Here is a 13,923-nt window from a genome sequence, read left to right as displayed (position 1 = left end):
CGATCCTGTGTCGTGAAGTTTTCCGTCCGGCCGCTATTTGCCCGATACGGTCGACTGGCAATGGCCCCGGACAGCAACAGCCGCACGGTACACATGCACCTGTGCCCGGCAGCCCGGGCGCACGCGGCCTACTGAACGGCGGTGACGGGGATGTTCGAAATCCGCACGAGGCGGTCGAGGACGCTGCGGCGGAACAGCGACATCAGCGAGTGGAAAGGATCGTGACGCGGCGCGACGATGACGATTTCGTCGCAGCCGTTCTCGGTCGCCGCAGCGGCGATCGTGTCGGCGACCGGGCCGACCTTCATCACGACGCTGTAGGCGACGCCGGCGTCCTTCAGGATCCGTTCGGCCTTCGCCAGTTCGCCTTCGGAGAAGTGCTGCTCGATCTCGCGCAGCCGCGACAGCGGATGGTAGGCCTCGAGACGGGTCGATTCCAGCGGCGGTTGGACGTTGATCAGGACGATTTCCGACGCGCACCGTTCCCGGAACAGGAACGTCGCATGGCGAACGGCCTGCAGCGAGCGGGGCGAGTGGCCGACCGGAACGAGCAGCTTGAGCATGAGCGATGTCCGACGAATGAGATACCTTCAGCGTAGCGCGCGGCCGGGCGCAATGTTCTAAAGAGATCGGGGGACCGCATAAAAATGTCGTCAATGCGTCCGCGCGGCTGCGCATCGCTTACTAGAAATATAAGAAATTTAAGTTTATGCGCATAAACGTTTTCACCCGGCGCGTCCCGGTCGCCGGGCGCGCAGGACGATCGATCACACGAATGCCTCGGCGTTTCGTTGCGATTCAGTCGAAACCGCAATGAATCCGCGCGGAAAATATCGGAGGTCGGCGGTGCCGTGTCGCGTAGAGTAGAGCGACAACGGCGGCGCGGCGCATCCCCGCACGGGCTTCGCGCGGGGGTTGCTGCAATGTCCGCCATCCCGTCCGATTTTCAGGAGACCCCGCATGCCGCACGGCGCCCCGTCGCTTCTCGCTCCCGCCTCCCTCACCGTCGATCCGATCGTGCGCCTGTCGGCGGGCGAACTCGCGTCGGCGATTCGCCGCAAGGATGTTTCGTGCGTCGAGACGATGAACGCATACCTCGACCACATCGGGCGCGTGAACGGCGCGGTCAATGCGATCGTCGCGCTGCGCGACCGCGATGCGCTCGTCGCCGAGGCCGCGCAGAAGGATGCCGAGCTTGCGCGCGGCGAGTATCGCGGCTGGCTGCACGGGATCCCGCAGGCGCCGAAGGATCTCGCGATGACGAACGGCATCGTGACGACGTTCGGCTCGCCGATCTTCCGGCAGAACGTGCCGCAGGCCGATTCCGTCGGCGTCGCACGGATGCGCGCCGCGGGCGCGGTCTTCATCGGCAAGACCAATACGCCGGAATTCGGCCTCGGCTCGCACACGTTCAACGAAGTCTACGGCGCGACGCGCAATCCGTACGACCTGACGAAGAGCGCCGGCGGCAGCAGCGGCGGCACGGCGGCCGCGCTCGCGTCGCGGATGCTGCCGGTCGCGGACGGCAGCGATTTCGGCGGCTCGCTGCGCAATCCGGCCGCGTTCTGCAACATCTACGGCTTCAGGCCGTCGCAAGGCCGCGTGCCGCGCTGGCCGGGCGTCGACGTGTTTGTCCAGCAACTCGGGATCGAAGGGCCGATGGGGCGCACCGTTGGCGACGTCGCGAACCTGCTGGCGATCCAGGCCGGCCACGATCCGCACGATCCGCTGTCGCTTGCCGAGGATCCGGCCGTGTTCGCGCAGCCGCTCGACGCGGACCTGCACGGCAAGCGCATCGCGTGGGTCGGCGACTGGAACGGCTATCTGGCGACCGAGCCCGGCGTGCTCGCGCAGTGCGAGACGGGGCTCGCGACGCTGCGCACGCTCGGCTGCGACGTCGATGCCGCGCTGCCGCCGTTCTCGCCGGAACGGATCTGGCGGATCTGGCTCGCGCACCGGCACTTGCTGTCCGGCGGCGGCCTGCTCGCGCACTATCGCGATCCGGCGCGCCGTGCGCTGCTGAAGCCGGAGGCGATCTTCGAGGTCGAGGGCCTGCTCGCGTTGTCCGCTCAGGAGGTTTTCGACGCGAGCGTCGAGCGCACCGCGTGGTACCAGACGCTGCTCGGCTTCTTCGACCGCTACGATTTCATCGCCGCGCCGACCGCGCAGGTGTTCCCGTTCGACGTCGACGCGCGCTGGCCGCAGCAGATCGCGGGCCGCACGATGGACACCTATCACCGCTGGATGGAAACGGTCGTGCCGTGGACGCTCGCGGGCTGCCCGGTGATCAGCGTGCCGGTCGGCTTCAACGCGGCCGGGCTGCCGATGGGGATGCAGCTGATCGGCCGGCCGCGCGCGGATCTGGCGGTGCTGCAGCTCGCGCACGGCTACGAACAGGCGGCCGACTGGGTCGGGAAGCGGCAGCCGGCGTGGATGGCCGCGTAAGCGGCCGTTGTCGGGCGCGATGTGTTGCCGCGCCCCCGGGCAGATCGCGCGGCGGTGCGCGATACGCGTCTGCGATGACGATCAGAACGTGATGTTGGTCCGCACGCCGAGCACGAACGTGTTGCGCAGCGGCGCGCGCGGATTGTCCGGATTCTGGCCGGCGCCGGCGTTGAACGTGTACTGCGCGTCGGCCTGGATCTGCCACCACGGCGCGACCTGGTAGGTGTACATCGCCTCGAGCGCGGTCTCGCTGCTGCGCACGCCGTACGGGCCGCCGCCGAACGCGAGCGCGTCTTGGTCGAGCGAGCGTACGTGGCGGCCGACCTTGAAGTACGTGAGTGCGAGGCCGGCGCTGTCGTTGTCGCGGCCCGCGAACGGCGCCTTCAGCACGACGCCGACGTTGGCCGCCGCGCTGACGAGGTTGCGGTCCCCCGGCGCGCCCATCACGCGCGCGAACACGCCGAGGCTGCGCGGGCTGTCGGGGCCCGCGCGCCACACCATCTGGTCCGCGACCGCATAGACGCTGTAGTCGCCGCGATGCGGCCGGCCGACGCCGCTTGAATCGGGGTTCGCGAGCGACAGGCCGGTCGTGTCGTCGCGCTGGTCCGCGAAACTGCCGCTGTGATACCAGACGCCGAGCTTGTACGTGCCGGGCAGGCCGCCGGGCGTCTTCGTGCCGCCCGCGCTGTCTTCCCGGTTGATCGCGTACTGCAGCTCGCCGATGAACAGTGCGCCGTTGTGGAGGTTGAAGTTCGTGCCGCCGCGGTTGTCCGGATTGTTGCCGAGCGGATCGCCGTCGAACACGCCGGCGAGCGCGGTCAGCGACGGCGTGAGCTTCGCGCGCACCCGCACGCCGAGCGCGGACAGCGGATACGCGGGCCCGCCGTTCGGCAGGTCGTACGACGGCAGCGCAGGCCAGCCGAACATCGTGTTGATGAACGCCGCGGAATAGGTGCTCGTCAGGAATTCCTGGTCGATCGCCTGCTGGCCGAGCCTGACATCGACGCGGTCGTCGAGCAGCGATTGCTGGTACCAGAGCTCCCAAAGCCGCGTCGTGCTCTCGGCTTCGATCCCGCTCGCGGTGTTGAGCGTGCCGAGATAGTTCGGGCTGAACTGGCGGCCGTGAATCTGCAGCGCGCTGACGTTGAAGCTGCCGCCTTTCCAGCCGAACGCCTTGTCGGTGTCGACGCCGAGCGTCATCGTCGTCAGCCCGTGATACGCGACACCGCGGTCGAGGCCGCCGCGCAGGTTCGCGAGCAGTTCGCTCGATTCGGTCAGGCCGAACGTGACGCCGTATTTGCCGAGCCACGGACGGAGGCCGCCGATGTCGCCGAGCAGCGTGTCGCGCGTCCACAGGCTGTCGGCAGCTGGCGCGGCGTGGTCGCCGGCGGGCGCGTCCTGCGCAACGGCGGCGCCTGCATTCAGCAGCGCCGCGCACGCGACGGCGGCGAGGGGCAGGCGGCACAACAGGTGAACGGGCGCGACGCGACGCGCGGCGAGGTGCGGCGAAACGAACGGCATGACGATCCTTGTGGACGAAGCGATGGACGGGCCGCGCGACATGCGCGGGCAATTGAAAGCAAAACGGGGCGAATCGTAAGAAACGCGAATGACCGCGTCAATCGCAAAGCGCGGCTCCCGACGCAATTGATGCGAAAAAGGAACGAATCCTGACGCGCGCTTGATATCGCGCAGCGGGTGCATGTGAATCCGCGTGTCAGTCCCGCTTCACGGCGGAATTTCAAGCCGGCGCCGAACGCGATTTCGTTTCGATGTGTATCAATCGTTGCGACGCCGTGTGGCGCGCTTCGACAATATCCGCCTCATCATTTCGGGCACGGAGAACAGGACATGAACAAGATTCGCGCGACGGGCAAGCGCCTGGCGTGGGCGGGCATCGTCTGCGGCGCGCTGCTGAGCGGTGCCGCACACGCGCAGCTCGACCTTCAATCGCTGGGCGCGTCGCTGCTCGGCGGCGGACAGCAGCAGGCGGCGCCGGCGCAGGGCGGCATGGGGCAATTGCTGCAGGCGTATGCCGGCGCGAATCAGCAGGTGCTGGCGGGGCAGTCGTCGCTCGCGTCGGCGATGGGGCTCACCGGCGCGGCCGGCCAGGCGCAGCAGGCGGCGAGCCTGCTGGGCGGCGGCAATGCGCTGACGCCGGCCGCGCTGTCGCAAATGGGCGGCGCGCAGCAGTCGGTGTCGCAGGCGCTGGGGCAGGCGTTCGCGAACGGCGGCGCATCGCACGGCCCGATCGACAAGCAGGCGTTCAGCAACGGCCTCGCGTCGCTCGGCCAGGGCCTCACGCAGTACTCGCAGCTTCAGTCGGGGCTCGGCAGCCTCGGCTCCGCGAACGCGGCGTCGCTGCTGCAATCGGGCATGAATCCGCAAAACATGCAGGCCGCGTCGTACATCGCGCAAAGTGCGCCCGGCCAGTTGCAATCGCTCGCGTCGACGCTCAGCCAGGCCGTGCAGTTCGCGACGAGCCAGGGCATCTCCGTGCCGTCGGTCGCGGCGTCGGCGCTCAAGCTGCTGCCCTGACGATGACCGCCACGCGCAAGGTCGTCGCTTACGATGACCTTGCGTTGCATGGGGATTTCGGCCGGTGCTATCGTGTCGCGTCCCCGCTACCCGTGACGGCTCATGACTGACTCGTTCGACCTCTCCCGCTATTTCGCGCGCATCGGCTACGACGGCCCCGTCGCGCCGACCCTCGATGTGCTGCGCCACATCCACCTGCTGCACCCGCAGGCCATTCCGTTCGAAAACCTCAACCCGCTGACCGGTGCGCGCGTCGCGCTCGACGTGCCGTCGGTCGTCGCGAAGCTCGTCGAGCGGCGGCGCGGCGGCTACTGTTTCGAGCTGAACAAGCTGTTCCATACGGCACTCACGGCGATCGGCTTTCGCGTGACGCCGCTGATCGCGCGCGTGCGCTGGATGCGCGCGCCCGAAGACGTGACCGCGCAGACACACATGCTGCTGCGCGTCGATCTCGACGGCGACGCGTGGTTTGCGGACATCGGCTTCGGCACGGCGACGCTGACGGCGCCGCTGCGTTACGCGCCGGGCGAACGGCAACTCACGCCGCACGGCGCGTTCCGCGTCGTCGATGCGCCGGTCGACGGCGAACTCGACATGCAATGCGAGACGCCGGACGGCTGGCAGACGACGTATCGCTTTGCGCTGAAGCGCGCCGAGTGGATCGATTACGAGGCCGCGAACTGGTTCACGTCGACGTATCCGGATTCGATCTTCGTGAACGACCTGATCGCCTGCCGCGTGCTGCCCGACGGCCGCGCGACGCTGTTCAATACGGCGCTGACGCTGCGCGATGCGGCGGGCGCGGGGAAGGCGCGGATATTCGAAGACGCGGCCGCGTGGAGCGCGTGCCTGCGCGATACGATCGGGATCGATACGACGGGATTCGATGTCGACGCGCTGTTTGCCCGGGTGGCGGAGCGGGGGACGGTGCTTGGCGCGCGCAGCCGCGCGGCGGAGTGGAATGCCGCCGAGCGCTGACGAAGGGGCGCGCACGTTGCGGACGGCATGACGCGACCCGTCGACGGTTGATGCCGCATGAGGTTACGAGCGCACAGGGCAAGGAAATCTCGAAACAAAACACCAGAAACCCGTCGTTTCCCTGTTGAACAATTCTGGAAATCAGGATAGAATTCGCTTTTTTGAGGCGACTCACGGGGAAGCAGCAGTAGCGACCCGGGTTGCACGCAGTGCCGACGTGGTGAAATTGGTAGACACGCTATCTTGAGGGGGTAGTGGCGAAAGCTGTGCGAGTTCGAGTCTCGCCGTCGGCACCAAAGATATTGAATGCCAGCCCGCTCAACACGGCTGGCATTTTTCTTTTCAGCGGTGCGCTTGCGGTCGATTGGCAATCGCGAGTCGTTCGAAACGATTTACTCCATTCCATCCGTCGTCGCTCGACGACATCCTGACCGCCGCAATGCACTTCGCTGCCGGTCATCTTCCGTTTTCCATTACCCGAACGACCGCTGCCCGCCGAGCCACGTCTCGGCACCGGGATCAGTGCAACAATGAAAACGTTGTGTGCGTTGAAACTCGTTCCGGAACATGGAGGCGGCCATGCTGGAGATCGCGAGAGGAAAGGTGGCGACAGCGGCGAGCAGGATGCGCGGATCCGTGCTGATCCTGGCGCTTCCGTCGCTGTTGATGAGCACCGTGCTCACGACAGGTATTGCCCACGCACAATCGCCATCGTTCGACAGCTTCGCCGTCCCCGACGGCAGCGCGCCGCACGACGTCGCCCCGGCACCCGACGGCCGCGTGTGGTACACCGCGCAGGCGAAGGGCGAGGTCGGGCGGCTGGACCCGCGTACCGGCAGGATCGACCATGTCCCGCTCGGCGACGGATCGGCGCCGCACGGCGTGATCGTCGGCCCGGATGGGGCGGCATGGATCACGGACGGCGGCCAGAACGCGATCGTGCGCGTGGATCCGAAGGCGCTCGCCGTCAAGGTTTTCCCGTTACCGAAGGACCGGCCGGACGCCAACCTGAACACCGCGGTCTTCGACAAGCGCGGGCATCTGTGGTTTACCGGGCAAAGCGGCGTCTACGGCGAACTCGATCCGGTGAGCGCGAAGATGCGCGTTTTCGACGCGCCGCGCGGGCCGGGGGCCTACGGCATCTGCGTGACGCCTGACGGCAGCGTGTACTTCGCGTCGCTCGCCAGCAGCTATCTCGGCCGCATCGATCCCGTGACCGGCGCCGCACAGGTCATCGACCCGCCGACGCCGAAGCAGGGCGCACGCCGCGTGTGGGCCGATTCGAAAGGGCGGGTCTGGATCAGCGAGTGGAATGCCGGGAAAGTCGGCATGTTCGACCCGGCGACGCAGCGATGGCGCGAATGGCCGCTGCCCGGCCACGATCCGCATGCGTACGCGATCTTCGTCGACGACCGGGACATCGTCTGGCTCAGCGAATGGAGCGCCAATGCGCTCGTGCGCTTCGATCCGCAATCCGCGAAGTTCGACGTGCTGACGCTGCCGCGCCCGCATGCGAATGTCCGCCAGATGATGGGACGCCGGGGAGACGTATGGCTGTCCGAATCGGGCACCGATCATTTGCTGCGCTACCGGTCCCGGGCAGCCGACGCGGGCAGCAATTGACGGCGCCAGCCGATTACGCGACCTCGCCACGGCCGCGCACGGCAGTCTCGGGCTGCATCTGCGCCAGATGGCGCAGCAGCTTCGTCACCATCGCGACGACGGTGAGCGCGAGGATCACGAAGAACACCGCGAGCGGCGTCAGCACCTGCACGGACACGAAGCCCGCGAGCCCCATCATCGCCGACGACACGAGCAACAGCGCACATCCTAGGATCGCGCTCGTCAGCCCCGCGATGTGCGGGAACAGCGAATTGCCCTTCGCCATCAGCGTCGGATACATCGCGCCCGCACAGAATCCCATCACGAGCACAGGCGTCGCGAGCGTCCAGACCTGCAGGCCGACCGTGAGCGCGAGCACCAGCATGGCGATCGACGCGCCGGCCATCACGCGCGCGCCGATCTGCAGCCGCCGCTCGGCACTCGGCAGGCCCGGACCGTGCATGCGGTTCGACAGGCCGCCGAGGAAGTACATCATCCCGATCCCGAGCGCGAGGTAGCCGAAAAAGGTCGGCGGCTTGTGCAGCGTGGTCTGCACCATGAACGGCCCGACGATGTTGAACACGAGCAGGATGCTGTAGCACAGCCCCTGCGCGAGGAAGCAGCTCTGGAACACGGGGCTCGACAGCACCTTGCCCGCATTCGTCATCAGCGTGCGCGGCTCCAGGTGCACGGGCTTCGGCAACGTCTCGCGGTAGCGCCACAGCAGCGCCCACATCACGAGCGAATAGACGAGCAGGAACACGAGGCACGCCTGCCAGCCGAACCACGTCTGCAGGTGCGCGCCGATCACCGGCGCGACGATCGGCGCGAGCCCCCATGCGATCGACATGTAGGTGAAGGCGTGCATCAGCGCCTGTCCGCGGAACGAATCGGTGACGATCGCCTTCGCGAGCAGGTTCGTCGTCGCGATGCCGAAGCCCTGCAGGCAGCGGGCCAGCACGAACGTTTCCAGACTGGACGCAGTGAGCGCGAGCACGCAGCCGATCGTGTAGACGACGAGCCCGAAGGCCAGCACGCGCTTGCGCCCGTATGCGTCGGCGACGGGCCCGAAGACGAGCTGGCCGAACGCGTAGGCGGCCATGTAACCGGACACGCTCGACTGGATCGCCTGCGGCGACGTCGCGAAATAGCGCGCCATCGCGGGCAGCGCGGGCACGTAGATGTCGATCGCGAGTTGTCCGGCGGACGCGAACAGGCAGATCAGGAGCAGCAGGAAGCGTGGCGAATTCGGTGCGCGCGCGGGCGTGGCCACGCGGTCGGAGGGCGTTTGGGTCATGACGGCAATGATGGATCGGATTTCGGCGACGCATCATTGCGCGGTTCGAATCTCGAACGCGCGTGCGGCGGCGCCATCGCCGCGTATTGTGCCTGTTGTCGCGCCGTTCGAACGGATTCCCATGGCGGGCGCGAGGTTGACGGGTGACGATTCGCGGTACAACCGGCGAACGGCAACGGCAGCCGGTGCAGCCGCCGCTACCGCGTCGCGTCCGTCAGGCCCGCTCCAGCACCGCCATCTCCCGAACGATCACGAGCAGCACCGACAGGCTTGCGCCACCCGTCGCGCGCAGATCCGCGAGCAGCTGCGCATAACGCTCGAGCGCAGCCTCCCGCCGTCCGCACCATGCGTTGACGATCGCATCCGGCGCCGCCGAATCCCCGGCTTCCGCGAGCGCGCTCGTCGTCAGCGTGCGCTTGAGGCGCGCGACGTCCGCGACCGCCGCCGCGCGCGCCATCATGTCCCAGTGGGTCGGCGTCGGCAGTGCCGCCGCGCGTTCGCTGATCCAGCCGTAGTTGAGCTGCGTGCCGAGCGCGAAGTACACGCCCGCGACGAGTTCGAGGCTGCGGTTGCAGGTCGCGGCCACCTCGGCGATGTCGAGCAGCGCGGCCGAGATGTCGCCGCTCGCGACGCGCGTCGCGAGCGCGCTGTCGACGCCCGCGTCGACCAGCGCGCGCTGCCGCTCGGACAGCGCGTCGAGATCGGCGGCGGCCAGCAGCGACGGCAGTTGCGGCGCGAGCCGTTCTGCGGCATCGCGGCAGCGCGCGAGCAGTTCGCCGACGCCGCCGTCGCCGATCGCGCCCGCCTGCAGATGCCGCAGGAACCATAGCGCCGCACGTTCGAGCAGCCGCGCGACTGCGACGAACATGCGCGCCTGCACGTCGTCGGCGACGCGGTTGTCGAGCGCGTCGATGTCGCGCCACACCGCATCGAGATCGAACACGTCGCGCGCCATGATGCATGCGCGCACGATGTCGCCCGGCTTCGCGTCGGTCTCTTCCATCAGCCGGTGCACGAACTCGCAGCCGACCCGGTTGACGAGCGCGTTCGTCAGGTGCGTCGCGAGAATCTCGCGGCGCAGCGGATGGCGGCGCATCGGCTCGCTGAAGCGCTGCTGCAGCGGCTTCGGAAAATAATCGACCAGCATCCCGGCGACGAGCGGATCTTCCGGCACGTCGGATTCGAGCAGCGCGTCGTACAGCCACATCTTGCTGTACGCGAGCAGCACCGCGCGCTCCGGCGACGTGAGGCCGAGCTTCGCGGCGTGGCGTTCGGCGATCTCGTCGTCGGTCGGCAGGAACTCGATCACGCGGTTGAGGCGTCCCGCGCGTTCGAGCCAGCGCATCAGCCGCGCTTCCGCATCGAGCAGCTCCACCGTGTAGCGGCCGGCGATCGACAGCGCCTGGGTCTGGTAGTAGTTGTCGCGCAGCACGAGCAGGCCGACCTCGTCCGTCATCTCCGCGAGCAGCGCATTGCGCTGCTTCTCGGTCATTTCGCCGTCGGCGACCACGAGCCCGAGCAGGATCTTGATGTTGACTTCGTGATCCGAACAGTCGACGCCGGCCGAATTGTCGATCGCGTCGGTATTGATGCGTCCGCCGCGTTGCGCGAACTCGATGCGGCCGAATTGCGTGAAGCCGAGGTTGCCGCCTTCGCCGATGACCTTGCAGCGCAGGTCCGAGCCGTTCACGCGCACCGCGTCGTTCGCGCGGTCGCCGACCTGCAGGTGGGTCTCGCGGGCCGCCTTCACATAGGTGCCGATCCCGCCGTTGTAGAGCAGGTCGACGTTCGCCTGCAGGATCGCGCGGATCAGCTCGCTCGGCGTGAGCGCGGACGCATCGATGCCGAGCGCGGTCTGGACCGCGGGCGACAGCGGGATCGTCTTCGCGGTGCGCGGATAGACGCCGCCGCCCGCCGAGATCGCGGCCGTGTCGTAGTCGGCCCAGCTCGACCGCTCGAGCGCGAAGAGCCGCGCGCGCTCGGCGAAGCTCACGGCCGGATCGGGGTTCGGATCGAGGAATACGTGCCGGTGATCGAACGCCGCAACGAGCCGGATGTGCGGCGACAGCAGCATCCCGTTGCCGAACACGTCGCCCGACATGTCGCCGATGCCGACCACGGTGAAATCGGTCGTCTGCGTGTCGATGCCCATCTCGCGGAAATGCCGCTTCACCGATTCCCACGCGCCGCGCGCGGTGATCGCCATCTTCTTGTGGTCGTAGCCGACCGAGCCGCCGGACGCGAACGCGTCGTCGAGCCAGAAACCGTACTCGTGCGAGATCGCGTTCGCATAGTCGGAGAAGGTCGCGGTGCCCTTGTCGGCCGCGACGACGAGATACGGATCGTCGGGGTCGTGCCGCACGACGTCCTGCGGCGGCACGATCGCATTGCCGGCGAGGTTGTCGGTGAGGTCGAGCAGGCCGCGCAGGAACGTCTGGTAGCACGCGACGCCTTCGCGCATCCACGCCTCGCGGTCGCTCGGCGGCGGCGGGTTCTTCACGACGAAGCCGCCTTTCGAGCCGACCGGCACGATCACGACGTTCTTCACCATCTGCGCCTTCATCAGGCCGAGCACTTCGGTGCGGAAATCCTCGCGGCGGTCCGACCAGCGCAGGCCGCCGCGCGCGACGCGCCCGCCGCGCAGGTGCACGCCCTCGACGCGCGGCGAGTACACCCAGATCTCGAACATCGGCTTCGGCTCGGGCAGGCCGGGCACTTTCGCGGGATTGAACTTGAACGACAGGTACGGCTTCGCGTCGCCGTTCCCGCCCTTGTGGAAGTAGTTCGTGCGCTCCGTCGCGTTGATCACGCCGAGGAACTGGCGCAGGATACGGTCTTCGTCGAGATTGGGCACCTGGTCGAGGGCGGTCTCGATCGCTTTCAGCAGCCGTTCGGCCTGTGCGTCGCGCGTGCCGCCGGTGCGCGGATCGAAGCGCACCACGAACAGCTCGACGAGCTGCCGCGCGATCGCCGGATTGCCGGTCAGCGCGCGCTCGATGTACGCGTCGCTGAACGTCGAGCCGACCTGCCGCAGGTACTTCGCATACGCACGCAGGATCGTGACCTCGCGCGCGCTCAGATGCGCACGCAGCACGAGCCGGTTGAAATCGTCGTTCTCGATCCGGCCGCTCCAGATCTGGTCGAACGCGTCTTCGAACAATCCCTTCACGCGCTCGATGTCGAATTCGGTATCGTCCGCGAGTTCGAGGCCGAAATCGTGGACCCACGCGGGCGCCGTATCCTGCGCCTGGATCCGGTACGGCCGCTCCTCGTCGACGCGCACGCCGAGATGCTCGAGCATCGGCAGGCTGCGCGACAGCGCGATCGGATCGTCCGCGCGATACACCTTGAAGCGGAACGCGCGCGCTTCGGCCTCGATCGGGCGGTACAGGTTCATCGCGAGGCGTTCGGTGCCTTTCACGCGCTCGATCAGCTCGATGTCGCGCACCGCCGTGCGCGCCGGATAGTCGTCGCGATAGCCGGCCGGGAACGAGTCGGCATAGCGCTGCAGCAGGCGGTTGCCTTGCTCTTCGCCGTATGCGTCGAGCAGCGCATCGGACAGGTCGTCCTGCCAGCGACGCGTGACCTGCACGAGCCGCGTCTCGAGTTCGCGGGTATCGACGTCGGGCATCGTGCCCGGTTCCGCATGCACGACGAAGTGAATCCGCGCGATCGCCGATTCCGACAGCAGCGGCGTGAATTCCACGTGCACGCCGTTGAACGCGTCGACGAGCAGGCGCGCGACGCGCCGCCGCAGGTCGGTGTTGTACTTGTCGCGCGGCACGTACACGAGGCACGACACGAAGCGGTCGAAGCGGTCGCGCCGCACGAACAGGCGCGTGCGCTGGTGTTCCTGCAGGCGCAGCACGCCGAGCGCGATGTCGTGCAGCTGGTCTTCGTCGGCCTGGAACAGCTCGTCGCGCGGATAGGTTTCGAGCACGGTCACGAGCGACTTGCCGAGATGGCCCTTCGGCAGGAAGCCCGCGCGGCGCACGATATTCGCGCACTTGCGGCGCACGATCGGGATTTCCGACGCGGACACCATGTATGCGGTCGACGTGTAGAGCCCGATGAAGCGCCGCTCGCCGCAGACCTTGCCGTCGGGGCCGATCAGCTTCACGCCGACGTAGTCGAGATAGCCGGGCCGGTGCACGGTCGCGCGCGAATTCGCCTTGGTCAGGAAGATCGGCCACGCGCCGTGGATGATTTCCGCCGCGGCGGGCGGCAGCGGCGTTTCGTCGGGCGTGCCCGGCTCGCGCAGCGCTTCGCGCAGGATCCCGACCCCCGAGCCTTCGATGCCGCGCAGCGCGAAGCCGGCACCGCGCGACTCGAGCGCGTAGTCGCGCTGCCCGAGGAACGTGAAGTGGTCGGCGACCATCCACTCGAGGAACGCGCGCGCCTCGATATCTTCGGCGGTCGTCTCGCGCCCCTTCATCTCCTTGATCGTGTTGCGGGCGATGTCGACGATCTTCGGCCAGTCCTCGACCGATGCGCGCACGTCGCCGAGTACGCGCGCGAGATCGTTGCGCAGCGTGTTGAGCATTGCTGCATCGCCGCATCGATCGACTTCGAAATGGATGAACGACGCGAGCTGGGAATGCCCGTCGTCCGAGGAGGCGCCGCCCAAGTCGATGCGCTCGATGCCGCCGTTCTTGCCGCGCCAGATCCGGAACACGGGGTGCATCGCCGAGTGCAGCGCAAGCCCGAGGCGGTTGACGGCCATCGACACCGAATCGACGAGGAACGGCATGTCGTCGTTGACGATCTCGATGACGGTGTGGTCGGAGTGCCAGCCGTGCTGTTCGAGAATCGGGTTGTACACGCGCAGCCGCTCGCTGCCGGGCACGAATTTCTGGGCGGTCTGCCAGTGCGCCATCGCGGCGCCGTAGAGATCGGCGATGCCGCGGCTTTGCAGGTCGTCGGCGTCGACGAAGTCGTAGTAATGGCGGAGGAGGGGTTCGACGATCCGGAATGTCGCTTCGGGCAACCGCTCGCGCGCGAATTCGATGACATCGGAGAGCAGGTGTGCGACGACTTCTTCGTTCTTCGCTTCCATGGCGCGT

General features: G+C 67.7%; 8 protein-coding genes and 1 tRNA gene. 5 read left to right on the top strand and 4 right to left on the bottom strand.

What is annotated here, in order from left to right:
* Window positions 1–128 precede the first annotated feature (128 nt).
* Window positions 129–563 carry a universal stress protein gene (locus ACV229_RS11085; protein ID WP_448083170.1) on the bottom strand — a complete coding sequence of 145 codons (435 nt, stop codon included), beginning with the start codon at window positions 561–563 and terminating at the stop codon, window positions 129–131.
* 397 nt (window positions 564–960) lie between these two features.
* Between ACV229_RS11085 and ACV229_RS11080 the strand changes: the two genes are divergently transcribed.
* Entirely contained in the window at window positions 961–2,445 is a 1,485-nt protein-coding gene (locus ACV229_RS11080; protein WP_448083169.1) for an amidase, read from the top strand.
* Window positions 2,446–2,526: 81 nt separating this feature from the next.
* Here the strand turns inward: ACV229_RS11080 and ACV229_RS11075 are convergent, their stop codons facing one another.
* Window positions 2,527–3,966, bottom strand: a complete 1,440-nt coding sequence (locus tag ACV229_RS11075) for a carbohydrate porin (protein ID WP_448083168.1) — start codon at window positions 3,964–3,966, stop codon at window positions 2,527–2,529.
* Between the two features lie 330 nt (window positions 3,967–4,296).
* Between ACV229_RS11075 and ACV229_RS11070 the strand changes: the two genes are divergently transcribed.
* From ACV229_RS11070 to ACV229_RS11055, 4 genes are all read left to right on the top strand, one after another.
* Window positions 4,297–4,983 carry a hypothetical protein gene (locus ACV229_RS11070; protein ID WP_448083167.1) on the top strand — a complete coding sequence of 229 codons (687 nt, stop codon included), beginning with the start codon at window positions 4,297–4,299 and terminating at the stop codon, window positions 4,981–4,983.
* A 102-nt stretch (window positions 4,984–5,085) separates the two neighbouring features.
* A complete protein-coding gene (locus ACV229_RS11065) occupies window positions 5,086–5,961 on the top strand; it encodes an arylamine N-acetyltransferase family protein (RefSeq protein ID WP_448083166.1) in 876 nt (291 codons plus the stop codon).
* Between the two features lie 211 nt (window positions 5,962–6,172).
* A tRNA-Leu gene (locus ACV229_RS11060) sits at window positions 6,173–6,257 on the top strand.
* A gap of 283 nt (window positions 6,258–6,540) precedes the next feature.
* Window positions 6,541–7,584, top strand: a complete 1,044-nt coding sequence (locus tag ACV229_RS11055) for a Vgb family protein (protein ID WP_448083165.1) — start codon at window positions 6,541–6,543, stop codon at window positions 7,582–7,584.
* Window positions 7,585–7,597: 13 nt separating this feature from the next.
* Here ACV229_RS11055 and ACV229_RS11050 read toward each other — a convergent pair whose 3' ends face one another.
* Together ACV229_RS11050 and ACV229_RS11045 are read right to left on the bottom strand one after the other, a co-directional pair.
* Window positions 7,598–8,860 (bottom strand): multidrug effflux MFS transporter, encoded by a 1,263-nt coding sequence (locus tag ACV229_RS11050; protein WP_448083164.1) that lies wholly within the window; start codon window positions 8,858–8,860, stop codon window positions 7,598–7,600.
* Between the two features lie 214 nt (window positions 8,861–9,074).
* Window positions 9,075–13,916, bottom strand: a complete 4,842-nt coding sequence (locus tag ACV229_RS11045) for an NAD-glutamate dehydrogenase (RefSeq protein ID WP_448083163.1) — start codon at window positions 13,914–13,916, stop codon at window positions 9,075–9,077.
* Window positions 13,917–13,923: the final 7 nt, after the last annotated feature.

This window comes from Burkholderia sp. MR1-5-21, assembly GCF_053427715.1.
The sequence above is the reverse complement of the archived record's forward strand: the minus strand, read 5'-3'. Positions and strand labels throughout refer to the sequence as shown.

Coding starts and splice junctions, on each gene's coding strand:
- ACV229_RS11055 (WP_448083165.1), top strand. CDS start 6,541: ATGCTGGAGATCGCGAGAGGAAAGGTGGCGACAGCGGCGAGCAGGATG.
- ACV229_RS11075 (WP_448083168.1), bottom strand. CDS start 3,966: ATGCCGTTCGTTTCGCCGCACCTCGCCGCGCGTCGCGTCGCGCCCGTT.
- ACV229_RS11045 (WP_448083163.1), bottom strand. CDS start 13,916: ATGGAAGCGAAGAACGAAGAAGTCGTCGCACACCTGCTCTCCGATGTC.
- ACV229_RS11080 (WP_448083169.1), top strand. CDS start 961: ATGCCGCACGGCGCCCCGTCGCTTCTCGCTCCCGCCTCCCTCACCGTC.
- ACV229_RS11050 (WP_448083164.1), bottom strand. CDS start 8,860: ATGACCCAAACGCCCTCCGACCGCGTGGCCACGCCCGCGCGCGCACCG.
- ACV229_RS11065 (WP_448083166.1), top strand. CDS start 5,086: ATGACTGACTCGTTCGACCTCTCCCGCTATTTCGCGCGCATCGGCTAC.
- ACV229_RS11070 (WP_448083167.1), top strand. CDS start 4,297: ATGAACAAGATTCGCGCGACGGGCAAGCGCCTGGCGTGGGCGGGCATC.
- ACV229_RS11085 (WP_448083170.1), bottom strand. CDS start 563: ATGCTCAAGCTGCTCGTTCCGGTCGGCCACTCGCCCCGCTCGCTGCAG.